Source organism: Thauera sp. (genome assembly GCF_047601425.1).
Classification (GTDB): Bacteria; Pseudomonadota; Gammaproteobacteria; order Burkholderiales; family Rhodocyclaceae; genus Thauera.
In genome coordinates this window covers 3324264-3346930 of sequence record NZ_JASGJL010000001.1, presented here as the reverse complement: position 1 = coordinate 3346930, position 22667 = coordinate 3324264, and the positions used below count along the sequence as shown (strand labels likewise).

20 protein-coding genes are annotated in these 22667 nt (G+C 67.4%); 17 read left to right on the top strand and 3 right to left on the bottom strand.

All coding sequences use genetic code 11. From position 1 onward, the window contains the following. Positions 1–82: 82 nt before the first annotated feature. Positions 83–1603 (bottom strand): aldehyde dehydrogenase, encoded by a 1521-nt coding sequence (gene adh, locus QM748_RS16145; protein WP_415245313.1) that lies wholly within the window; start codon positions 1601–1603, stop codon positions 83–85. Positions 1604–1882: 279 nt separating this feature from the next. Between adh and QM748_RS16140 the strand changes: the two genes are divergently transcribed. From QM748_RS16140 to QM748_RS16105, 8 genes are all read left to right on the top strand, one after another. Next, positions 1883–3505, top strand: coding sequence for a sigma-54-dependent Fis family transcriptional regulator (locus tag QM748_RS16140; protein ID WP_415247926.1), 1623 nt, complete (start codon positions 1883–1885; stop codon positions 3503–3505). A 293-nt stretch (positions 3506–3798) separates the two neighbouring features. Further along, complete coding sequence (locus tag QM748_RS16135) at positions 3799–5673, top strand: methanol/ethanol family PQQ-dependent dehydrogenase (protein WP_415247925.1); 1875 nt, start codon at positions 3799–3801, stop codon at positions 5671–5673. Positions 5674–5779: 106 nt separating this feature from the next. Next, the gene (locus QM748_RS16130) at positions 5780–6445 is read left to right on the top strand and encodes a pentapeptide repeat-containing protein (protein WP_415247924.1); all 666 of its coding nucleotides are present in this window, start codon (positions 5780–5782) and stop codon (positions 6443–6445) included. Between the two features lie 29 nt (positions 6446–6474). Then, entirely contained in the window at positions 6475–6996 is a 522-nt protein-coding gene (locus QM748_RS16125) for a c-type cytochrome (protein ID WP_415247923.1), read from the top strand. Continuing rightward, positions 6993–7769 carry a quinoprotein dehydrogenase-associated SoxYZ-like carrier gene (locus QM748_RS16120; protein ID WP_415247922.1) on the top strand — a complete coding sequence of 259 codons (777 nt, stop codon included), beginning with the start codon at positions 6993–6995 and terminating at the stop codon, positions 7767–7769. Before QM748_RS16125 ends, QM748_RS16120 begins: the two co-directional genes overlap by 4 nt. Then, entirely contained in the window at positions 7766–8758 is a 993-nt protein-coding gene (locus QM748_RS16115) for a quinoprotein relay system zinc metallohydrolase 1 (protein WP_415247921.1), read from the top strand. The genes QM748_RS16120 and QM748_RS16115 overlap by 4 nt, the downstream gene beginning before the upstream one ends. 19 nt (positions 8759–8777) lie before the next feature. Further along, positions 8778–10199 (top strand): HAMP domain-containing sensor histidine kinase, encoded by a 1422-nt coding sequence (locus tag QM748_RS16110; RefSeq protein WP_415247920.1) that lies wholly within the window; start codon positions 8778–8780, stop codon positions 10197–10199. Continuing rightward, on the top strand, positions 10196–10846 hold the full coding sequence (locus tag QM748_RS16105) for a response regulator (RefSeq protein ID WP_415247919.1): 651 nt from the start codon (positions 10196–10198) through the stop codon (positions 10844–10846). The genes QM748_RS16110 and QM748_RS16105 overlap by 4 nt, the downstream gene beginning before the upstream one ends. 37 nt (positions 10847–10883) lie before the next feature. On the opposite strand, the gene QM748_RS16100 is transcribed toward QM748_RS16105, so the two are convergent. After that, positions 10884–11699 (bottom strand): DUF3750 domain-containing protein, encoded by an 816-nt coding sequence (locus tag QM748_RS16100; protein ID WP_415247918.1) that lies wholly within the window; start codon positions 11697–11699, stop codon positions 10884–10886. Between the two features lie 209 nt (positions 11700–11908). Between QM748_RS16100 and QM748_RS16095 the strand changes: the two genes are divergently transcribed. The 7 genes from QM748_RS16095 (at position 11909) to QM748_RS16065 (ending at position 20176) form a co-directional block, all read left to right on the top strand. After that, positions 11909–14005, top strand: coding sequence for a TonB-dependent receptor family protein (locus tag QM748_RS16095; RefSeq protein WP_415247917.1), 2097 nt, complete (start codon positions 11909–11911; stop codon positions 14003–14005). Positions 14006–14011: 6 nt separating this feature from the next. Further along, positions 14012–14530 carry a DUF302 domain-containing protein gene (locus QM748_RS16090; RefSeq protein WP_415247916.1) on the top strand — a complete coding sequence of 173 codons (519 nt, stop codon included), beginning with the start codon at positions 14012–14014 and terminating at the stop codon, positions 14528–14530. An 88-nt stretch (positions 14531–14618) separates the two neighbouring features. After that, a complete protein-coding gene (locus tag QM748_RS16085) occupies positions 14619–15116 on the top strand; it encodes an LEA type 2 family protein (RefSeq protein ID WP_415247915.1) in 498 nt (165 codons plus the stop codon). A gap of 58 nt (positions 15117–15174) precedes the next feature. Further along, positions 15175–16671: an AMP nucleosidase gene (locus QM748_RS16080; protein WP_415247914.1), complete on the top strand. Its 1497-nt coding sequence runs from the start codon at positions 15175–15177 to the stop codon at positions 16669–16671. Positions 16672–17160: 489 nt separating this feature from the next. Continuing rightward, positions 17161–18498: a hemolysin family protein gene (locus QM748_RS16075; protein ID WP_415247913.1), complete on the top strand. Its 1338-nt coding sequence runs from the start codon at positions 17161–17163 to the stop codon at positions 18496–18498. 175 nt (positions 18499–18673) lie between these two features. Continuing rightward, a complete protein-coding gene (locus QM748_RS16070) occupies positions 18674–19267 on the top strand; it encodes a tetratricopeptide repeat protein (protein ID WP_415247912.1) in 594 nt (197 codons plus the stop codon). 81 nt (positions 19268–19348) lie between these two features. After that, a complete protein-coding gene (locus QM748_RS16065; RefSeq protein WP_415247911.1) occupies positions 19349–20176 on the top strand; it encodes a hypothetical protein in 828 nt (275 codons plus the stop codon). 59 nt (positions 20177–20235) lie between these two features. Here the strand turns inward: QM748_RS16065 and QM748_RS16060 are convergent, their stop codons facing one another. Further along, a complete protein-coding gene (locus QM748_RS16060) occupies positions 20236–20925 on the bottom strand; it encodes a phosphatase PAP2 family protein (RefSeq protein ID WP_415247910.1) in 690 nt (229 codons plus the stop codon). Positions 20926–21166: 241 nt separating this feature from the next. On the opposite strand from QM748_RS16060, the gene QM748_RS16055 reads away from it, so the two are divergent. Together QM748_RS16055 and QM748_RS16050 are read left to right on the top strand one after the other, a co-directional pair. Beyond that, positions 21167–21409 carry an acyl carrier protein gene (locus QM748_RS16055; RefSeq protein WP_415247909.1) on the top strand — a complete coding sequence of 81 codons (243 nt, stop codon included), beginning with the start codon at positions 21167–21169 and terminating at the stop codon, positions 21407–21409. A 2-nt stretch (positions 21410–21411) separates the two neighbouring features. After that, positions 21412–22659: a beta-ketoacyl-[acyl-carrier-protein] synthase family protein gene (locus QM748_RS16050; RefSeq protein ID WP_415247908.1), complete on the top strand. Its 1248-nt coding sequence runs from the start codon at positions 21412–21414 to the stop codon at positions 22657–22659. Positions 22660–22667: the final 8 nt, after the last annotated feature.

The window sequence follows — 22667 nt, the reverse complement described above, 5'->3', positions numbered from 1 at the left end:
GCCGCCTGGAACTCACTTCCGTGAGATGGGGGAGAACACCGGCCCCCACGCCGCCCTGCAAGCGGCGCGGGAGCCTGATCCATCAGAAGAACCCGAGCTTGTTTTCGCTGTAGCTGACGAGCAGGTTCTTGGTCTGCTGGTAGTGGTCGAGCATCATCTTGTGGGTCTCGCGGCCGATGCCCGACTCCTTGTAGCCGCCGAAGGCCGCATGCGCCGGATAGGCGTGGTAGCAGTTCGTCCACACCCGGCCCGCCTGGATCGCACGGCCCATCCGGTAGGCCACGTTGCCGTTGCGGCTCCACACCCCCGCGCCCAGCCCGTACAGCGTGTCGTTGGCGATCGCCAGCGCCTCGGCTTCGTCCTTGAACGTCGTCACCGCCAGCACCGGGCCGAAGATCTCTTCCTGGAAGATGCGCATCTTGTTGTGGCCCTTGAACAGCGTCGGCTGGATGTAGTAGCCCCCGCTCAGGTCCGCGCCCAGATCCGCCTTGTCGCCGCCGATCAGCACCTGCGCCCCTTCTTCCTTGCCCAGCGCCAGGTACGACTGGATCTTGCTCATCTGCTCCTTCGAGGCCTGCGCCCCCATCATCGACTCGGTGTCGAGCGGGTGGCCGTGCTTGATCGCCGCCACGCGCTTCACCACACGCTCGATGAACCGGTCGTAGATGCTCTCCTGGATCAGCGCCCGGCTCGGGCAGGTGCACACTTCGCCCTGGTTGAAGGCGAACAGCACCATCCCTTCGATCGCCTTGTCCAGGAAGCTGTCGTCCTTGTCCATGACGTCGGCGAAGAAGATGTTGGGCGACTTGCCGCCCAGCTCGAGCGTGGCCGGGATCAGGTTGTTGGCCGCGGCCTGGGCGATCACCCGGCCGGTCGAGGTCGAGCCGGTGAAGGCGATCTTGGCGATGCGCTTGCTGGTGGCCAGCGGCATGCCCGCTTCGCGGCCGAAGCCATTGACGATGTTGAGCACGCCCGGCGGCAGCAGGTCGGCGATCAGCTCGGCCAGCACCATGATCGACACCGGCGTCGATTCGGCCGGCTTCAACACCACGCAGTTGCCCGCGCCCAGCGCCGGCGCAAGCTTCCACGCCGCCATCAGGATCGGGAAGTTCCACGGGATGATCTGCCCGACCACGCCCAGCGGCTCGTGCAGGTGGTACGCCACGGTGTTCTCGTCGATCTCCGAGATCGCGCCTTCCTGCGCGCGCAGGCAGCCAGCGAAGTAGCGGAAGTGATCGACCGTGAGCGGAATGTCGGCGTTGAGCGTCTCGCGGATCGCCTTGCCGTTATCCACCGTCTCGGCGTACGCCAGCCGCTCCAGGTTCTGCTCGATGCGGTCGGCAATCTTCAACAGGATGTTGGCCCGATCCGCCGCCGGCGTCTTGCTCCAGGCCGGAAACGCCGCGTGCGCCGCGTCCAGCGCCAGCTCGATGTCCTCGGCCGTCGAGCGCGCCGCCTGCGTATACACCTGGCCGCTGATCGGCGTCACCACATCGAAATACGCCCCCTTGACCGGCGCAACAAACTTGCCGCCAATGAAGTTGTCGTAGCGCGCCTTGTGCTGCACCGGGGCCCCGGACTGACCGGGCATTGCGTAGATCATCTCGATGTCTCCTCTCTTGTGGTTACGCACGCCATGTGCGTTACCAGCCTGCTCTGCAGGCAGCGTGCCAGAATGGCATGCCGCTGCATCGATCATATTTTTTTCTTATCATTCAAATCACTAGCAAGCTCATCGGCTGCACGGCCCGCCCAGGACTGCTCAAGGCCGGCCTTGCCGGGTGTTCAATTGCCGCACACCTGTTCAAATGCGATGCACTTCCGCCCGCGCCGAGTTCCAGCCCATGCACGCTGAAGGCATACTTCCTGCATGGAAAAGGACATGGACCCTGCACGCTCTCCCTCTCCGAGTCCGGCCGCGCTTGCGCCGATCGACCTGCACGCCTCGTGGGCGCGCAGCAGGGAGTTCGGCCTGCGCCCTGACGATGCGCTGTCCGACGCCCTCGTTTCCGCAGCCGATCTGCGCGATCGTCTGGAAGCCAATGCCCGCCTGCTGACTTTCTCCCGTCCGGTCATCGAAAACCTTTTCCGCCAGATCGACTGCCCGAGTTCGACACTGCTGCTGACCGACTGCGACGGCCTGATCCTGAGCGCCATGGGCGACACCGGCTTCCTCGACCGCTCCACCCGGGTCGCGCTTTGCCCCGGCGCCGAATGGAGCGAGGCGGCGATGGGAACGAACGCGATCGGCACCGCACTCACCACCCGCAGGGCCGTCACCATCGAAGGCGATCAGCATTACCTCGCGCGCAACCGCTTCCTGACCTGCATCGCCACGCCGATCTTCTCACCCACCGGCGGCGTCGCCGGCATCCTGGACATTTCCACCGACGCCCGCGCCAACCTCTCGCATGCCGACGCACTGCTGCGCACCACGGCCGAATGCATCGAACACCGCCTGATCGAAAACCTCGGCGAAGGCTTTCTGTCGCTGCATTTCCATGCCCGGCCCGATCTGCTCGGCAGCCCGCTGGAAGGGCTGGTGCTGTTCGACGAGGCGGGCCGCCTGCTGGCCAGCAATCGTGCTGCCCGCACGCTGCTGCAGCTGCACGGGGAGTTCCCGCAGGGCAGCTACCCCGAGTGCTTCACCACACAGTGGCAGCATCTGGTGGCCTGGGCCGCATTCGGGCCGTTGACGCCGTTTCCGCTGCGCACGCTGCACGGCCGGACCTGCATCGCCCGGGCCGAGCTGCTGCTGCCCCGGCCAGCACACAGCAGCCGGCAAGCGGGAGAAGAGGGGGCGCCCACCACACCTTGCACCGATGCGCCGCCAGCGCCCGGCATCGATCCGCGTGTCGTCCAGGCCGGCACGCGGATCGATTCCTGGCATCACGATCACGAAGCAGGTCCGCTGCTGCTGTACGGCGAGACCGGAACCGGCAAGCGCCATCTGCTCCATCAGTACTGCCGCGGCCACGGCATCGGCCTTCCCGTGCCCGAACTCGACGGCCGCAGCCTCGCCACCCACGAGCAGGCCGGTCTCGACGAACTCGAGGACTTCCTGCGCCAGACGGAGAACAGCCTGCTCTACCTGACTGACGTCGATCTTCTTCCCGCCCCAGCCCTCCGCCGGCTGTTCGATGCGGCAGGCGGCACCCACCGCATCATCGCCGCCAGCCGGCGCCCGCTCCCGGATGAAGCACACGCCAGTGGCCTGGATCAGGCGACACTGGCCCGGCACAGGGGGCATGTCGTGACGCTGCCGGCGCTGCGCGAACGCGCCGATTTCGCCAGCCTGGTACATCACTTCGTCCACGAAGCCAGTCCAGGACGACCGCTCCGCGTTCTTCCCGAGACCATCGACCGCCTGCAGCGCTACTCATGGCCCGGCAACATCAGCGAACTCGCCAGCCGCCTGCGCCTCATGCTCGCGCTGCTGGGGGACGAGCGCACGGAATTGCGCCCGGACGACATTCCCGACGAACTGCTGGAAGCCGCCGGCTGAGCATGCCCAGCGGCCGGTGCATGGCGCAACGCCCCCGCCGCCCCATGCCACATGAAATTGCCCGTCCGGCCTGTTCAAGAAGGGAGCGACTGTTCCATATCGTTACACCTTGCCCGCCGCCGCAGCGCCCGCCAAACCGCTACAGGGCGCCAAAGGCGGCATTCACCCCTTCAGCCGCGGCTGGCACGCTCTTTGCCAAAAGCACCTCACCGGACACCCGGCCCGTCGGCCCGAAAGCGGCGGAGAGCCACACGACATACCTACAAGACAGGATCAGGAGGCAAGGAGCAAAAATGAAGAAATCGCATGCAAAGCCCTTCGCGCTGCGCGCCATCGTCGTCGCCACGGCGGCGGCGTTGTCGCTGCCGGTTGCCGCAGTCACCGATGTCACCTGGGAAGACATCCTCAACGACGACAAGACCACTGGCGACGTGCTGTCCTACGGCCTGGGCCTGAAGGCGCAGCGCCACAGCCCGCTCAAGACGATCAACACCGACAACGTCGAAAACCTGGTGCCGGCCTGGAGCTTCTCCTTCGGCGGTGAAAAGCAGCGCGGCCAGGAAGCCCAGGCGCTGGTGCACGACGGCGTGATCTACGTCACCGCCTCGTATTCGCGCATGTTCGCGATCGACGCCCGCAGCGGCAAACGCCTGTGGGAATACAACGCCCGCCTGCCGGACGACATCCGCCCCTGCTGCGACGTGGTCAACCGCGGCGCCGCCATCTATGGCGACAAGGTCTTCTTCGGCACCCTGGATGCGGCCATGGTCGCGCTCGACCGCAAGACCGGCAAGGTCGTGTGGCGCAAGAAGTTCGGCGACCACAAGGTCGGCTACACCATGACCGGCGCCCCCTTCGTCGTCAAGGACCAGAAGAGCGGCCGCATCCTGCTGGTGCACGGTTCGTCCGGCGACGAATTCGGCGTGGTCGGCTGGCTGTTCGCACGCGACCCCGACACCGGCGAGGAAGTCTGGGCCCGCCCGCTGGTCGAAGGCCACATGGGCCGCCTGAACGGCAAGGACAGCACCCCCACCGGCGATCCCAAGGCACCGAGCTGGCCGAACGATCCCAACTCGCCCACCGGCAAGGTCGAAGCCTGGAGCCAGGGCGGCGGCGCGCCGTGGCAGACCGCCAGCTTCGACGTCGCCAACAACATGGTCGTCATCGGCGCCGGCAACCCCGCGCCGTGGAATACCTGGAAGCGCACCGCGCCGGGCGACGACCCGCGCAACTGGGACAGCCTGTTCACTTCCGGCCAGGCCTACGTCGATGCCAGCACCGGCGAACTGAAGGGCTTCTTCCAGCACACCCCGAACGACGCCTGGGACTTCTCCGGCAACAACTCCATCGTGCTGTTCGAGTACAAGGATCCGAAGACCGGCAAGATGGTCAATGCCTCGGCCCACGCCGACCGCAACGGCTTCTTCTTCGTCACCGACCGCGACAAGCTCGCCACGGGCGCCGGCTATCCCAACAAGCCGACCTCGCTGATCGGCGCCTGGCCCTTCGTCGAAGGCATCACCTGGGCTTCGGGCTTCGACCTGAAGACCGGCCGCCCGATCGAGAAGGACAACCGTCCGCCGCAACCGAAGGAAGGCGCCGACAAGGGCGAATCGATCTTCGTCTCGCCACCCTTCATCGGCGGCACCAACTGGCACCCGATGTCGTACAGCCCGGACACCGGCCTGTTCTACATCCCGGCCAACCACTGGGCGATGGACTACTGGACCGAGAACATCACCTACCAGGCCGGCTCCGCCTATCTGGGCCAGGGCTTCCGCGTCAAGCGCCTGTTCGACGACCACATCGGCAATCTGCGCGCGATCGACCCGATCACCGGCAAGATCGTCTGGGAGCACAAGGAAGAATTCCCGCTGTGGGCCGGCACCCTGACCACCGCCGGCGGCCTGATCTTCACCGGCACCTCGGACGGCTACGTCAAGGCCTTCGACGCCAAGAACGGCAAGGAGCTGTGGAAGTTCCAGACCGGTTCGGGCGTGGTCTCGGTCCCGGTGACCTGGGAGATGGACGGCGAGCAGTACATCGCCATCCAGTCGGGCTACGGCGGCGCGGTGCCGCTGTGGGGCGGCGACATGGCCGAGCTGACCAAGCAGGTGACCCAGGGCGGCTCGATGTGGGTGTTCAAGCTGCCGAAAGCCAGCCGCTGATCCTGCCTGACGAACCCGGCGGCCCCGCGTTCCGGCGCGGGCGCCGGGTTCGCCGCCATAACCGGGCGGGTGCACCCCGCCCGGCCTCCCCGGAAGGAGCACGCCCGTGGTTCACACTCCTGACTCCAACTCCGCCGCGCAGCCTTCCCGCCCGCGCTGGCGTAGCCTGCTGGCCGCAAGCTGTCTGGTTCTGGGCGGCCTGAGCGCATCCGCCGCATGGGCGGAAGAGAGCTTCGGCGACACCACCCATGCCGACGACGAAGAAGAATGGCCGCTGGTCATCAACGGCTGCCCGATCTGGCCCTACACCCGCTGTCCGGGCGCCGATCTGCGCCATGCCGACCTCGTCGGCCAGAACCTCGCCGGCGCCGACCTGCGCGGCGCCAACCTGACGCGAGCCGACCTGCGCGCCGCCAATCTGTCCGCTGCCAACCTGGAAGGCGCCGATCTGACCGCCGCGCGCATGAACAAGGTCAACGCCGCCAGCACCAATTTCCGCAACACCCGCATGATCGGCACCGATCTGGAAGCCGGGCGGCTGATGCGCTCCGACTTTTCCGGCGCCGACTTCACCGGCGCCAGCCTGGAATTCGCCCGCCTCAACCACACCTGGTTCGTCGGCGCGAAGCTGGTGAGCTGCAACCTGCAGGAAGCGAAGTTCGTCTCGGTCAGGCTGGACGACGCCGTCATCGACCGCTGCGTGACGCGCTTCACCATCTTCCCCGAATCCTCGTTCACCAATTGCCAGGGCTGCCCGGCCACCGACTGGTAGCCGCAGCGTTCTCGCAAGGAAGCCGCCCGATGCAGATCTTCCGTTCCCATCCTTCCGCCGCCCTCGCCCGGCTGCGCGCGGGCCTGGCCGCCACGCTGTGCGCCGTGCTGGGCTGCCTGCCCGTCGCCGCGCAGGCGGAACGGCCGCAGCCGCCGGTCGTCGATGTTTCCACGCTGCCGCCGATCGCCCCCGGCTGGGCCGACAGCAATCCGCTGCGCGGCAACGCCGCCGCCATCGAACTCGGCCGCAGCGCCTTCAACCAGGCCTGTGCCCGCTGCCATGGCGTCGATGCCGACGGCGAGCGCGCGCCCGCGCCCGATCTGCGCCGCATCGGCGGCATCTGCAACCGGGCCAAGGATCCGGCGCTGAAGCAGCGCTGCATCGAAGACAGCGACTATTTCTTCAGGTATTCAGTGCTGAACGGCAAGATCAAGCTCGGCATCGAACACATGCCGCCGTGGGAAGGCCTCATCGACGCGCCGGTGCTGTGGTCGATCCGCAGCTTCGTCGAAAGCAAACGCAAGCCGCCGCAGCGGAAGGAGCCGAAATGACCTTGAAGGGGCTGATCGCTGCCACGGGCCTGGCGCTGATGCTGGCCGCACAAGGCGTACACGCGCAGGAGACGGCTGATCCGCTCGGCTCGCCGCGCTGGGAGGAAATGCGCCAGAGCTTCTTCCCCGGCGCCGAAGTCGGGTTCGACGAGCGTGTCCGCGTCAGCGCGCCCACGATGGCCGAAGATTCGCTCAACGTCCCGGTGGCGATCGACCTGCGCGGCCTGCAGGCAGTCGAGGAGGTGATCGTGTTCGCCGACTTCAACCCCATCGTCCGCGCCCTCAGCTACGAACCTTCCGGCGCCCATCCGGGGCTCGCCTTCCGCCTCAAGCTGCAGCAATCCACCCCGGTGCGCGTCGCGGCACGCACCGCCGACGGCCGCTGGCACGTCGGCGGCACCTGGGTGAACACCACCGGCGGCGGCTGCACCGTGCCCTCGGCCGGCACCGGCTCGCCCGAATGGCAGGAGCGCCTGAACGAAGTCAGCGCCCGAGTCTGGCCGCGCATCGACGGGGGCTCGCGGCTGCGTGTGCAGGTCATCCACCCGATGGACACCGGCCTCGCCGCCGGCATCCCGGTGTTCCACATCGAGACGCTCGACATCAGCGATGCCGACGGCAAGCGCCTGATGCGCATCCATCCCGGCGAACCCGTTGCCGAGAACCCGCTATTCACCATCGACATCCCGCCCGCTGCCAACGGCAGCGGCGGCTTCCGCATCAGCGGGCGCGACAACAACGGCAACCCGATCGTGGCCGAGGTGGAGCAATGAACGGCTGCAAGCTTCATGCACGGCGCAGCGGCAGCCGGACGGCCGCCGCCGCCGCCATCACTGCACTGGCGCTGCTCACCGGCCTGCCCATCGCCACCCCGCCGGCAGCCGCGCAGCATTCCGGCTTCGACTACCGCCTTGCCCCCCATCGCATCGCCGACGGCGTGTATGTCCTGATCGGCAGCACCGAGGACTTCTCGCCCGCGAACGGCGGCAACATCGTCAATACCGGCTTCATCGTCGGCAGCGAAGGCGTCATCGTCGTCGACAGCGGCCCCTCGCTGCGCTACGGCGAACAGCTGCGCCAGGCAATCGCCGCCATCACGCCGCTGCCGGTGGTGCTGGTGATCAACACCCACCACCACCCGGATCATGTCCTCGGCAACCAGGCGTTTCCGCCAGCGACACTGGCCGCGCTGCCCGCGACACGCAGCGCACTCGAAACCGAAGGCGAGGCCCTGCTCGAGAACATGTACCGCCTGACCGGCGAGTGGATGCGCGGCACGGCGACGGTGCTGCCCGAGCGCAAGCTCGAAGCCGGGCCGCTCGACATCGGCGGCCGCAAGCTGGAACTGTTCATGCTGTCGGGCCACACCCCGGCCGACCTCGCGCTGCTGGACGTCGCCACCGGCACCCTGTTCGCCGGCGACATCGTGTTCTGGAACCGCGCGCCCACCACCCCGCACGCCAACATCGCGCATTGGCTGCAGGCGCTCGAGCGCCTCGAACGCATCCCGTTCAGGCAGCTCGTGCCCGGCCACGGCCCGGTCGCCACCGACACCACGCCGATCGCCCAGACGCGCAACTACCTGGCGTGGCTGGAACGGACCTTGCACGAAGGCGCCGAGCAGGGACTGGACATGACCGAAATGCTGGAGCAGGAAGTGCCCGCACGCTTCGGCACGCTCGACGGCGCCGCCGCTGAATTCCGGCGCTCGGTCATCCACCTCTATCCAGCGGCCGAACGAGCCGCGCTGCAGGGCCGCTGAAGCCGGCAGGCCACGGCACATGGACAAGCGCCCCCCCCTGCTTCGCAGCGCCAGCCTGCACACCCGGCTGAGCCTGATGCTGACGCTGCTGCTCGCGCTCGCACTGCTCTCCGGCGCCGCACTATGGCTGCGCGAAACGCGCAGCGCGATCCAGGAAGAGGTCGAATCCGCCGGCCGCGTCGCCGAGCAATGGCTGATCGTGCTGATCGACGAAACCCGCCACGACGGCGCCGAGGGCCAGGCGCGGCTGATGTCCGCGCTCGCCGCGATCGGCCGCATCCGCGCGCACGCGCTCGAAATCACCGCCACCGGCGGCGAACGCCTGTATGCCTCGCCCGCCGCCACCTACAAGGCCGGCCGCCACGCGCCCGCGTGGCTCGCCGAACACCTGACGCCGCATCTGCGCGTGCGCCATTTCGACGCCGGCCCGGTCCAGATCAGCCTGCTGCCGGATGCCTCACGCTCGGTACTCGACACCTGGGACAGGCTCGCCAGCTTCACCGGCTGGGCGCTCGCCGGCCTGCTGCTGGCCGGCATCGGCTGCCACCTGGGGTTGCGCCGGGCGCTGGCACCGCTGCGTGCGGTCGACGCCGCCTTCGACCGCGGCGTACGAGGGCGCTTCGACCGCCGCCTGCCCGAAGTCGGCGCCCCCGAACTCGACCGCCTCGCGCGCAGCTACAACCTCCTCGCCGACCGTCTCGACCACACCCTGGCCGACAACGCCGCGCTCGCCGCCGACCGCCACTTCGCCCGCGCGGTGCAGGACCGCCTCGAAGCCGAGCGCTGTCTGATCGCCCGCGAGCTGCACGACGAGCTGTCGCAGGGCATCACCGCGGTGCGCGCCATCGCCGGCGCGATCCAGCAGCGCAGCGCCGACCAGCCCGGCATCCACGGCAACGCCCAGGTCATCCTGGCGATGACCAGCCAGATGCAGGACGGCGTGCGGACCATCCTCGAGCGCCTGCGCCAGCCATCGCCCGAGGCGCCGAAGACGGTGGGCGCCATTCTCGACGAAGTCTGCAAGCAGTGGTCGCGGCTCTATCCGCGCATCGCCCTCGACTGCCGGATCACCGCAGGAGATCTCATGCTGGCGAACGAACAGACCCACGCGCTGCAGCGCCTGCTGCAGGAAAGCCTCACCAACGTCGCCCGCCATGCCCAAGCCAGCGCAGTCTCGGTGATGCTGGACTGCAATGCGCAGGCGATCACGCTCAGCATCACCGACAACGGCCGCGGCCTTTGCGCCGAGCCGGCCGATGCACGGCCGCGCTACGGCCTGGTCGGCATGCAGGAGCGGGTGCGTGCCCTCGGCGGCACGCTGCAGCTCGAGCGGCCGGCTGCCGGCGGCTGCCGGGTGGAAGCCAGCCTGCCGCTTGCGCTGCCGGCCGTTCCCGTGTCTCCTTTCCTCCCCACCTTCACTGGCGAGGCCTTGCGCTCATGATGGCGGTCCGGCTCCCACCCCTGCGCATCCTGCTTGCCGACGACCACACGGTCGTCCGCATGGGCTTCCGCCTGCTGATCGAAGGCGCGGGCGCCACCGTCGTCGCCGAAGCCGACAGCGGCGAGACCGCGCTCAAGGCCTGGAACGAGCACCAGCCGGACGTGCTGGTGATGGACGTGTCGATGCCCGGCATCGGCGGCCTGGGCGCACTCGAACGCCTGCTCGCCCACCATCCGGATGCACGCGTGCTGATGCTCTCCGCCCATGACGACACCCTGGTTCCCACCCGTGCGCTGCAGGCCGGCGCCACCGGCTACGTCTCCAAGCGTGCCCATCCCGACGCACTGCTGCGCGCCATCGCCGACGTCGCCGAAGGCCGCCGCCATCTCGACCCCGAGCTCGCGCCCAAGCTCGCGCTGGCCCGCCTCGGCGGCGGCGGCCATCCGGCCGAAACGCTGACCAGCAAGGAGTTCAGCGTCTTCCTGCAACTGGCGCGCGGCCAGTCCGTCAATGAAGTCGCCGCCACCCTGAACCTGAGCAGCAGCACCGTCGGCACCCACCTGTACCACATCAAGCAGAAGCTCAATGCCAGCAACGCCGCCGAACTCGCGCTGATCGCGGTACGGGCCGGGCTGGTGGAAATCTGAACAACGCCGGGCCGCACTTACTTCTGCAGTTCTTCGTTCAAGGCCGTGCTTCCGCCGGGACCTGCTCGGCGGAATTCGGCGCGGCTTCGGCCGTCGGCACGCCATTGCTGAATCCGAGACGGCCGATCAGGGGCAGGCGCAGGGCAGGACGGTTGAGGTCGATGCCGAAGTTCAGGCCGAGCACATTCAATTCCAGCCCTTCCTCGATGCCGACCGTGACACCGAGCAGGCCGAACAGCGAGGCCTGCCAGCCGGTGCCGGACACCGCGCGCCCGACCGGATCAGCCAGCGGCCGCCAGTCCTTGCCGATCGCATTCGCCGGCATGTCGAGCTGCAGCGCCGGCACCTCGCGGCCGATGTGGGCGATGAAGGTATTGCTGTTGGGACCGGGATAGCTGCGGTAGGTCTCCGCGTAGGGATAGGAGCCGATCGCCGCCTCGATGCGCTCGATCATCTCATCCACGCCGGCGCCGCGATGTTCGGCAAGCACCGTCGGCACCGCGCCGAACCACAGCCCGTCCGCCACCGCGCCGTTGCGCCGGACGACCGGGCCGCGGCCCCAGCCGGTGACTTCGTAGCGGGTGTATGCCGTCTCGCCGCTGCGCTTGAAGATGATCCACGGATGGACGGCGAAGTAGCCGCGCCAGCCGTAGGTGGCAGCCGCATACACCTGCACGATGGCGGAGTCGGCGAAGGCCACCGGATCGGGCGCCAGGCCGGCGGAGTGGCGCGGCAGCGCGCGCCAGCCACGCCCGTCCAAACCTTCAGCGCGGGGCGGGTTGGCCAGGCTGATGCCCAGCGGCAGGAGCAGGATGAGGGACAGAGCGAGGGCGGTATGCTTGAATGGATGCACGGCAGGGAACGATGGTGATTGAATTCACGGATCGACAGACCAGTGCGCCGGCCACGAGTTCGCAATGCTCCGGCAATCCGGTGCTCCGCCTGGCGCGTCTCATGAAAATCATGAGGCCGGGCTCGCGTTTTCCTCGGCGACAGGGGCGGTGGGCAGGCTCTAGACTGCAGCCGTCGCTGCCGCCAGAGCAGCCCGAGGAGACTTCGATCATGGCCCGCCCGTTCACACTCCGCCTGCCACGGCCCAATCGTCTGCACTGTGCCTTGCTGTACGCACTGGCAGCAACGCCCGCCGTCGCCGCCGAAACCGAGCAGACCCTCGGCACCATGGTCATCACCGGCAGCCGGGTCGAGGCCTCGTCCTTCGACATGCCGTACTCGATCGACGCCGTGCAGCTCGGCGGCACCGCCGAAGGCCTGCGGGTGAACGTCTCCGAAGTGCTCGGCAGCGTGCCTGGCGTGGTGGTGCAGAACCGCCAGAACTACGCCCAGGACCTGCAGATCTCGGTGCGCGGCTTTGGCGCCCGCGCGGCCTTCGGCGTGCGCGGGGTGAAGCTGATCGCCGACGGCATCCCCGCCAGCAACCCCGATGGCCAGGGCCAGGCCGCCACCTTCAACCTCGACACCGCCGAGCGCATCGAAGTGCTGCGCGGTCCCTTCGCCACCGTGTATGGCAACCACGCCGGCGGCGTGATCCAGCTGTTCTCGCGCGACGGCAAGGGCGCGCCGCGCATCCGCGGCAGCGTGTACGCCGGCGAGCACGGCACCTACAAGATCGGCATCGGCGCGGAAGGCGAGAAGAACGGCGTTGGCTTCGTGCTCGACGCCTCGCGCTTCGAGACCGACGGCGAGCGCCGCTACAGCGCCGCCCGCCGCGACCAGAGCTTCGCCAAGATCACGCTGGCGCCGGACGAGGACAGCAAGCTGACGCTGCTGTTCAGCAGCCTGCACCAGCCCGACACCGAGGACCCGCTGGGCATCACCTGGAACACCTACAAGCGCGACGCGCGCGGTGTCGAGCCGATCGCGCTGCAATACAGGACGCGCAAGTCGATCGACCACATGCAGGGCGGCGCGGTATACGAACGCCGCTTCGGCGAGGACCGGCTGCAGATCCAGGCCTATGCGGGGCAGCGCAGCGTCATCCAGTACCAGTCGATCCCAGCTGCCGCGCAGGCCAACCCCCGCCATGCCGGCGGCGTGATCGATTTCGACCGCGAGTTCCACGGCATCGGCGCGCGCTGGATCATGCAGCGCGAGATCGGCAGCGGCAAGCTGACCCTGACCACCGGCGTGGACTACGACCGCGCCGAGGACGACCGCCAGGGCTACGAGAACTTCATCGGCAGCCTGCTCGGGGTCAAGGGCAGGCTGCGGCGCGACGAGACCAACACCGTCACCAGCACCGACCCCTACGTGCAGGCCCTCTGGCAGCAAGGCGACTGGGACTGGTCGCTCGGCGTGCGCCACAGCAACGTGCGCTTCGAGGTGGACGACGATTACATCGTCGGCCCGAACGGCGACGACAGCGGCTCGGTGCGCTACCGCAAGACCACGCCGGCCGTCGGCCTGCTGTGGCGCGCCACCCCGCTGCTGAACGTCTATGCCAGCTTCGGCACCGGCTTCGAGACACCGACGCTGGGCGAGATCGCCTACTCCTCCACCGGCAGCTTCAACCTCGGCCTGAAACCCTCGACCAGCCGCCAGTTCGAGCTCGGCCTGAAGGCCTACGTCGGCGAGCGCACACGGGTCAATCTCGCCGCCTTCCAGATCAAGACCAAGGACGAGATCGTCAGTGCTGGCGCCATCGGCGGCCGCACCTCGTACAGGAACGCCAGCAAGACCCTGCGCGAGGGCCTGGAGCTGGCGGTCGAGACCGAATTCACCGATAAACTCAGCGCCCGCGGCGCGCTGACGGTGATGCGCGCGATCTACGACGAAGCCTTCGACAACGTCGACAGCGGCAAGCGGATTCCAGGCGTGCCCAGGGTTTCGGCCTGGGGCGAACTGGTATGGAAACCGATGGCCGGGCTCAGTACCGCGATGGAGGCGGTTCATCGCAGCGCGGTCGAGGTCAACGACACCAACACCGGCAAGGCCGCGCCGTCCTACACGCTGCTCAACCTGCGCCTGGTGGCGGAGCAGCAGTCCGGCCCCTGGACCTTCAGCCAGTTGCTGAGGCTGGACAACGTCTTCGACCGCAAGCACATCGCCTCGGTCATCGTCGGCGACGGCAACGGCCGTTTCTACGAACCCGGCCCGGGCAGAAATGTGTATGGTGGCGTACAGGCCAGCTACCGCTTCTGAATCCGAGTGAACACGACACGATTACTGCAACCCCGGTACCGGGATCTGCTCCGCCGTGGTATCGGGCTCTTTTTCGCCTTCTTCCTCGCTTTGCAGGCCGGCCCTGCAGCGGCCGAGGCCGAGGCCGAGGCCGACATCGTGACCCGGGAAATCGCCGGGGCGGAGTTCGAGGACGTCACCTTTGCGCTCGTCAACGCGATCGCCGCCGAAGGCATCACGCCGCCCTCGCTCAGCGAATTCAGCGACATGCTGCGCCGCACCGCACCCGATCTCGGCCATTCCCCCACGCTCTTCGACCAGGCCCGCATCTACACCTTCTGCAGCGCCAGCGCCGCCGCCCGCCTGAGCGCCGAATCGCCCCACCACATCGTCCTGTGCCCGCTGTCGATCGCGGTCTACCGGATCACCGCCGACTCGCCGGTCGTCCATCTAGGCTACCGCCGCAGCGCCTCGACAGCAGGAGGTAGCGCAGTCGATGCCCTGCTCGAACGCATCGTGGAGCGCACCGCCGAATCAGTGCGCTGACTCCACGCCTCCGGGATCCGGACACGGAAAACCTCAACATTGCGGCGGTTAGAATGGAAGCCGCCCTGTGATCCGACGGAGCCCTCCCATGCCAAACGCCACTTGCCGCAATCTGTCCCATTGGCTGTCCTGCCTGCTGCTGTGCGTGCTGACACTGGCCGGCTGCGCCAGCCTGACTCACCGCGAGCCGGTGCGCATCAACGTCGTCGGCCTCGAACCGCTGGCGGGGCAGGGCATGGAGATGCGCTTCACGCTGAAGCTGCGGGTGCAGAATCCGAACGACGCCGCGATCGATTTCGACGGTCTGGCGCTGGAGCTCGATCTCGACGGCAAGGCCTTCGCCACCGGCGTCAGCGACCAGCGCGGCACCGTGCCCCGCTTCGGCGAAACCGTGATCAGCGTGCCGGTGAGCGTGTCGGCTTCCGCCGTGCTGCGCCAGGCAATCGGCATGATCGAGGGCCGCGCCATGGCTGATGGCGTGCCCTACACGCTGCGAGGCCGGCTGGCCGGCGGCATGCTGGGGAGCGTGCGCTTCTCCGACGAGGGCCGGCTGAACCTGCCCGACAGACTAAGGGCACCGCGCTGAACGCCACACGTCCCCCTGTCCTTGCCCGCCCGACTGCACTGCTTCCGACCCTTCGAGCATGAATACCGCACCCTTCTTCGCCCCCGCCCTGTTCGACAATGCCGCCACCGCGCTCGAGCGCGTGCGCGAAATCCACGCCGCCAGCACCCGCCACCTGCGCGATGCGCTGCAGCGCTACGTTGCCGGTGAGGACATCGGCCAGCATGTGCGCGCCTGCTACCCGCTGCTGCGGGTGCGCACCAACACCGTGGCGCGGGCGGATTCACGCCTGTCCTACGGCTTCGTCGCCGGCCCCGGCGTGTATGAAACGACGCTGACGCGGCCCGAGCTGTTCGCCGACTACTATCTCGAACAGTTCGGCCTGCTGCTGCGCAACCACCAGGTGCCGCTGGAAATCGGTACCAGCACGCAGCCGATTCCGGTGCATTTCGCCCTCGCCGAGAACGACCATCTCGAAGGCCAGCTCGGCCCCGACCGCCGCCTGCTGCTGCGCGACCGCTTCGACCTGCCCGACCTCGGCGCGATGGACGACGGCATCGCCAACGGCACCCTAGAACCCGGCCCCGGCGAACCCCATCCGCTAGCACTGTTCACCGCAGCGCGGGTGGATTACTCTCTGCACCGCCTGCGCCACTACACCGGCACACGGCCCGAGCACTTCCAGAACTTCATCCTGTTCACCAACTACCAGTTCTACATCGACGAGTTCATCAAGCTCGGCCACGAACTGATGGCCGATGCCTCATCCGGCCACGGCTACGAGGCCTTCGTCGAACCCGGCGAGGTCCTGACCCGCCGCCGCGGCCTGCCGCCCGGCGAGCGCGATGCGGCCGGCGCCGCGCCGCCGCGCCTGCCGCAGATGCCGGCCTACCACCTGGTTCGCGGCGACCGCAGCGGCATCACGATGGTCAACATCGGCGTCGGCCCGGCCAACGCCAAGACCATCACCGACCACATCGCGGTGCTGCGGCCGCACGCCTGGATCATGCTCGGCCACTGCGCGGGCCTGCGCAACAGCCAGCAGCTGGGCGACTACGTGCTGGCCCACGGCTACATGCGCGAAGACCACGTGCTCGACGAGGAACTGCCGCTGTGGGTGCCGATCCCGGCGCTGGCCGAAGTGCAGCTCGCGCTGGAAGCGGCAGTGGAGGAAATCACCCGGCTGTCGGGCTACGAGCTGAAGCGCGTGCTGCGCACCGGCACGGTCGCCAGCACCGACAACCGCAACTGGGAGCTGCTGCCGTCGCGCGGCATGGCCAGCAGTCCGGAACGGCGCTTCAGCCAGAGCCGTGCGGTGGCGCTGGACATGGAATCCGCCGCCATCGCCGCCAACGGCTTCCGCTTCCGCGTGCCCTACGGCACCCTGCTGTGCATCAGCGACAAGCCGCTGCACGGCGAGATCAAGCTGCCGGGCATGGCCAACCAGTTCTATCGGGAACGCGTTGACCAGCACCTGCGCATCGGCATCCGCGCGCTGGAGCGCCTGCGCGAACAGGGCATCGACCGCCTGCACAGCCGCAAGCTGCGCAGCTTCGCCGAAGTGGCCTTCCAGTGAGGCCTTCCGGTGGATACGTCCCGGCAAGGCCGGCGAGCCGCCCGTCACGAAAGGTGACAATTCCCGGCACTTGCGGCATGATTATTTTTCCTCAAACAAATCAAGGGCCAGGCGGGGCCGATAAAAACGGCTCCGCGCTATGAGTCAACACTCCCTGTCGAACTCCGTTCCGCCTCCTTCCGAGCCGCCCCGCACCGAGGACGAATCCTCGGCCGACGGCGACTCGACCGGGCGATCTTGTCCCAGTCCAGCATCGCCAGCCACGGCCACCCACCGATCGCCGTTGCGCGTCCCGCCGTATCCGGCCCGTCGGACGCACGCCCTCTTCCTGATGCAGGCCCCGCTCGCATGCCCTGCGCTGCGTGCCGCGCCGTGTGCCGAATTCCGCGCTGATTCCGGCGCCGGAATCGCTCCCCCAATGCCGTCGCTCACTGCATCCGCCCCGGCGCGGATGCACCCGCACGCCTGAACGCCGTACCGAACACTTCAATGGAAATATTCGTCCTCATCGCCCTCATCGTGCTCAACGGCATCTTCGCCATGTCGGAGATCGCGCTCGTCACCGCGCGCCGCGCGCGGCTGGCCAAGCTCGCCGAAGAGGGTGACAACGCCGCCGCCGTCGCCGTCAAGCTCGGCGAGGAACCGACCCGCTTCCTGTCCACGATCCAGATCGGCATCACTTCCATCGGCATCCTCAACGGTATCGTCGGCGAAGCGGCGCTGGCCGGTCCGCTGGCCGACTGGCTGCAGACGCTGAGCGTGGAGCAGCGCGCCAGCGAAATCGGCTCGACCGTGCTGGTGGTGCTGGTCATCACCTACGTGTCGATCGTGATCGGCGAGCTGGTGCCCAAGCGCATCGGCCAGATCAATCCGGAAGGCATCGCCCGCCTGGTGGCGCGGCCGATGAACATGCTGTCGATCATCTCGCGCCCCTTCGTGCACCTGCTGTCGAACTCGACCGCGCTGCTGCTGCGCCTGATGGGCCAGCGCGAGGTCAACGGCCCGAGCGTGACCGAAGAGGAGATCCGCGCCATGCTCGACGAGGGCTCGGAAGCCGGCATCATCGAGAAGAGCGAGCACGAGATGGTGCGCAACGTGTTCCGCCTCGACGAACGCCAGCTCGGCTCGCTGATGGTGCCGCGCTCGGACATCGTCTGGCTGGACGTCAACCGCCCGCTTGACGAGAACCTGAAGGAGATGGCCGAGTCGACCCACTCGCGTTTCCCGGTGTGCCGCGGCGGCCTCGACGAGATCCTCGGCATCATCAGTTCGAAGCAGCTCTTCAACCAGACCCTGCGCGGCGCCGAAGTCGACCTGACCGAAGCGCTGCAGGCGCCGATCTACGTGCCCGAATCGCTGACCGGCATGGAGCTGCTCGACCAGTTCCGCGCCTCCAGCACCCACATGGTGTTCGTCATTGACGAGTATGGCGAGGTCTTGGGCATGGTCACGCTGCACGACCTGCTCGAATCCGTGACCGGCGAATTCCAGACCGAAAACGCCGAGGAAGCCTGGGCAGTGCAGCGAGAAGACGGCTCATGGCTGCTGGACGGCCTGATCCCGATCCTCGAACTGAAGGATCGCCTGGCGATGAAGAACGTGCCGGAAGAAGACAAGGGCCGCTACCACACCCTGTCCGGCATGATGATGTGGCTGCTCGGCCGCCTGCCCAACACCGGCGACATCGCGGTATGGGAAGGCTGGCGCTTCGAAGTCGTCGACATCGACGGCAAGCGCATCGACAAGGTGCTTGCCACGCAGGTGCCGGAAGAAGCGGAAGTCCAGATCGACGACGACAAGGACGACACGGCTCGCGGCGCAGAATGATGCTCGAACGGCAGCCCGGCCACTCATGGCCCGCTCCGGCATCCTGCTGGGGGGGGCGGAGCGGGCCGGGACCTTGAGTTCATAAAAAAGCTAGCGACTGAATTGTAAATTTTCTATATATTCAGTACTCCCCCCTTGAGAAACGTCTGCCATGCGCGCCGCTGTTCGATCCATCGTGCCCCCCCTGGCCCTGCTGCTGGCCGCCTTGATGGCAACCGGTTGCGCACAGACACCCGAAGAGCAGATGGCCCCCCGGTCGGATACTGTCCGCCTGTGCAGCAGCAACGATTGCGCCGACGTACCGCGCAACACGGCCACCTTCCAGGCCGATCCGGGTGACCCGGAGGCTGAACGCCGGCTGCAGGCCCTGGCGGAGATCGCCGAACGCGACCCTCGCGCCGCCTACGACCTGGGACTGCGCCTGCTGCGCGGTGACGGCGTGACACGCGACAGCTACCAGGCCATCGAATGGCTGCGCCAGGCCGGCGATCGCGGCCACACCGAAGCCCAGTACGCACTGGGCCGCCTGTACCTGCTGGGCTTCGAGGAAATGGGCCCCGACCCCGCCGAGGCCGAAGCCTGGCTGAGCCGAGCCGCCGCAGCGAACTACAAGGACGCCCACAAGCTGATGGCCGAAGCCCGGGCAGCCAAGCAGGAGGAACGCGAGCTCTATCGCATCCGTGAAGAACAGCGCAAATCCTGGGGCGTCTGGTACAGCGATTACCCGTACTACTGGATCTGGGGATCGAGCGGCTGGTATCTGCGCTGAGCATCCGACGCCTTCGCTTGCGCCGCATCTGACATTCTTTCCACTCCCATCCTTTCAACACGCTACGAAGGGCGACTCCCCATGTCCAAGACCTCTCTCTCCCTGGCTGTGCTGACGGCTTCGCTGGTTCTGGCCGGCTGCGTGACTCCCGGCGCCGGCGGCCTCGTGTCCACAGGCAACAGCCCCACTGCCGCCACCGGTGCAGCTGCCGGCGGCACCAGCGTCGACGCCAATGCCAACCTCGAACGTTGCGACGAGCCCCTGGGCACGCTGGCAGTGGACGATGGCCGCGGCAAGGAGTGGTACGCGAGCTTCGGCGCCGCTACCAACATCACCACCATCGAGCCGCTGATCCGGCTGGCCGTGCAGCAGTCGAACTGCTTCGTCATCACTTCGGTCGGCAACAACCGCACCGAGAGCAAGATCAGCGCCATCACGGACAAGCAACGCAATTCAGGCGAATTCCGCGCCGGCTCCAAGCAGCAGAAGGGACAGCGTGTGGCAGCCGACTACTACATGGAACCGTCGATCATCATCGACAACGACGCTACCGGCCAGATGGCCGCAGGCGTTGGCGGCCTGTTCGGTGCAGTCGGGACCGCCATCGGCGGCGCCATGCAGAGCAAGGTATCGGTGGTGACGCTGAGCATGTTCGACATCCGTTCGGGCGTACAGATTTCCATTTCCGAAGGCAACTCCACGGCCACCAACTTCGGTGCGGCCCTGGGTGCGATCGGCGGCGGTGCAGCCGCCGGGCTGGGCGGCTTCTCGCGCACTCCCGAAGGCAAGGCCACCGTGGCCGCTTTCATGGACGCCTACAACAACATGGTGATCTCGCTGCGCAACTACAAGGCACAGGAAGTGAAGGGCGGTCTGGGCAAGGGCGGCCGGTTGAAAGTGGGGAACTGAAACCTCCCTACGTCACGGACCGACATCCCCGGCAGAGAGCCGGGGATCCTTTGCCGGAGCTAGATCGCTCCGCCCTTACAGCAGCGCTCCACATCGCGTAGCGCGCGCAAGGCGAAGAGCAACCCGATCGCCGCACCTGCAACGACGTCCAGCACCACATGCTGCCGGGTTGCCATCGTTGACCATACGATGAGCAGACAGACTGCCCAGTTCAGCCGGTGCAGAGCTGGCGGTGCCTTCATACCGTACAACATGCGCTGGAACCAGCAGGCGACGAATACGGCAGATGCCACATGCAGGGAAGGGCAGGCGTTGCCGCCTGCGTCGATCCCCTTGATCAAGGCCATGCTCGGATAGAGCGCCCAGTCGATACCCGCTGCCGGAACCTCGGTGGGGAAAAGCCAGAATATGCTGAGGCAGAACAGGCACAACGCGGCTACCCAGAAACCGAAGTACAGCAGCGCACGGAAGCTGCCCAGCAAGGCTGGCATCAAGGACACATACAACCACAGCGAGACATACACAGGCAGCGCCAGCTCGGTGAATGGCACCCAGCGGTCGACCGCCGTCACCGGCATCACGACCGCTGCCCTCAGCGGGCTCTCCAGCACGCCGAAATACCCCCAGAAGAACAACGCCATGAAGAGCGACGTGCCAACGGCCTTGAGTGGCCAGAGCAGGATGATCCGACTTGCAATCTGGCGAAACCAAGGCAGTTCGCGAACAGCGTCGGACAATTGCAGGCGCATGAAAATCGGGCGTCGGAAAGGATGCCTCATGGTAGCAAAATGCGCGAGGAAATCGCCCGCTGTCCAGCCATGTTTCGCATCGGACCGCTCACGGAGTTTTCACGGGAGCACGCACGCATGAGTACAATCCTGCCTGTCATCGTTGCCTGCACATGACATGCCTGACTCGCGCCGTCACGCTGAACCGGTGGCGGACATACCACCTGCTTACTGCAAGCTGTTTCAGCTAGAATCCGCGCCCATGGAATCGATCGAACTCATCCGCGAATTTCTCAAGGACCGCATGAACGTCAACCCTGAAAAGGTCGTTCCGGAAACCGTCCTGGCAGAACTCGGCGTGGACTCCCTCGGAATGCTCGAACTGATCTTCGAGTTCGAAGACCGCTTCAAAATCGACGTCCCTGCCGATTCAACACCGCCCAAGACCGTTGGCGAAATGGTGACGCTGATGGACTGCCTGATCGCCGCTTCGCAGCAATCCTGACGATGACACAGCGACGGGTAGCCATCACCGGCCTCGGCCTGGTCAGCCCTTATGGCGGCGGCCTCGACGACTTCTTCGCTCACCTGTGCGCCGGAGAATCCGCCATCCGTCAGCTGGTCACCGGCGACGTGCCGCGCCCGCTGCCGATGCCCTTTGTCACCTGCACGGATTTCGATGCCGACGGCGCCCTCGGCAGGCCGCTCGCGATCATGATGGACCGCTTCGCCCAGCTTGCGATGGCGGCCACCTTCTCGGCCTGGGACGACGCTGGACTGGCACGCACCGCCGATGGCGAAAACCGCGACTCCTGGGGCTGCGCCTGGGGCACCTCGCTCGGCGGCACGCTGGCTTTTGAACGCGGCTACCGCGAGATGTGGCTGAACGGCCGCAGCCGCCTGCCGCCCTCCTCCGTCGTCATCGGCATGCACAACGCGGCCAACGCCCACATCTCGATCCAGCTCGGCTTGGGTGGCATCAGCATGAGCCATGCGGTGGCCTGCGCTTCGGCTTCGATCGCCATCGGCGAGGCATTCCGCCGCGTGCGTTCGGGCGAAGCCACGGTGATGCTGACCGGCGGTTCCGACACACCGCAAGCCTATGGCGTCGCTGCGGCCTGGGAAGCCTTGCGCGTGCTCGCGCCCGGCGATGCCGACAGCGCGCCGCGCGCCTGCCGTCCGTTCTCCGCCGACCGCCAGGGCCTGGTGCTGGGTGAAGGCTCCGCCGCGCTGGTGCTGGAGGACTGGGAGCACGCTCGTGCCCGCGGCGCCCGCATCCACGCCGAACTGGTTGGCTACGGCACCAGTTGCGACCGCAGCCACTTGGTCAGACCCAGCGCCGAAGGCCAGGTACGTGCCCTGAACAACACCCTGGCCGACGCCGGGCTCAACGCCGCCGAGATCGACTACGTCAATGCCCACGGCACGGCGACGCCGGAAGGCGATCCGATCGAGATCGCCGCGCTGAAGACAGTACTCGGCGAACGCGCTGGCGAGGTCGCCGTCAGTGCGACGAAGTCCATGCACGGCCACCAGCTCGGCGCCGCCGGCGCCATCGAGGCCATCGCCACGGTGATGGCGCTGCGCGAACAGACCGTGCCGCCCACCGCCCACCTCGAGAACATCGACCCCGCCTGTGCCGGCGTCGACCATGTCACCAGCGCCAGCATCCGTCCCCTGCGGGCCGCGCTGTCCAACTCCTTCGCCTTCGGCGGCAGCAACGCGGTGCTCGCGTTCCGCGCCGTCGGACGCTGAACCCGGAA

Excerpts from the sequence above, each read along its gene's own strand:
- adh (WP_415245313.1), bottom strand. The coding sequence starts at position 1,603 with ATGATCTACGCAATGCCCGGTCAGTCCGGGGCCCCGGTGCAGCACAAG.
- QM748_RS16075 (WP_415247913.1), top strand. The coding sequence starts at position 17,161 with ATGGAAATATTCGTCCTCATCGCCCTCATCGTGCTCAACGGCATCTTC.
- QM748_RS16055 (WP_415247909.1), top strand. The coding sequence starts at position 21,167 with ATGGAATCGATCGAACTCATCCGCGAATTTCTCAAGGACCGCATGAAC.
- QM748_RS16115 (WP_415247921.1), top strand. The coding sequence starts at position 7,766 with ATGAACGGCTGCAAGCTTCATGCACGGCGCAGCGGCAGCCGGACGGCC.
- QM748_RS16125 (WP_415247923.1), top strand. The coding sequence starts at position 6,475 with ATGCAGATCTTCCGTTCCCATCCTTCCGCCGCCCTCGCCCGGCTGCGC.
- QM748_RS16140 (WP_415247926.1), top strand. The coding sequence starts at position 1,883 with ATGGACCCTGCACGCTCTCCCTCTCCGAGTCCGGCCGCGCTTGCGCCG.
- QM748_RS16050 (WP_415247908.1), top strand. The coding sequence starts at position 21,412 with ATGACACAGCGACGGGTAGCCATCACCGGCCTCGGCCTGGTCAGCCCT.
- QM748_RS16120 (WP_415247922.1), top strand. The coding sequence starts at position 6,993 with ATGACCTTGAAGGGGCTGATCGCTGCCACGGGCCTGGCGCTGATGCTG.
- QM748_RS16095 (WP_415247917.1), top strand. The coding sequence starts at position 11,909 with ATGGCCCGCCCGTTCACACTCCGCCTGCCACGGCCCAATCGTCTGCAC.
- QM748_RS16065 (WP_415247911.1), top strand. The coding sequence starts at position 19,349 with ATGTCCAAGACCTCTCTCTCCCTGGCTGTGCTGACGGCTTCGCTGGTT.
- QM748_RS16110 (WP_415247920.1), top strand. The coding sequence starts at position 8,778 with ATGGACAAGCGCCCCCCCCTGCTTCGCAGCGCCAGCCTGCACACCCGG.
- QM748_RS16135 (WP_415247925.1), top strand. The coding sequence starts at position 3,799 with ATGAAGAAATCGCATGCAAAGCCCTTCGCGCTGCGCGCCATCGTCGTC.
- QM748_RS16105 (WP_415247919.1), top strand. The coding sequence starts at position 10,196 with ATGATGGCGGTCCGGCTCCCACCCCTGCGCATCCTGCTTGCCGACGAC.
- QM748_RS16085 (WP_415247915.1), top strand. The coding sequence starts at position 14,619 with ATGCCAAACGCCACTTGCCGCAATCTGTCCCATTGGCTGTCCTGCCTG.
- QM748_RS16060 (WP_415247910.1), bottom strand. The coding sequence starts at position 20,925 with ATGCGCCTGCAATTGTCCGACGCTGTTCGCGAACTGCCTTGGTTTCGC.
- QM748_RS16080 (WP_415247914.1), top strand. The coding sequence starts at position 15,175 with ATGAATACCGCACCCTTCTTCGCCCCCGCCCTGTTCGACAATGCCGCC.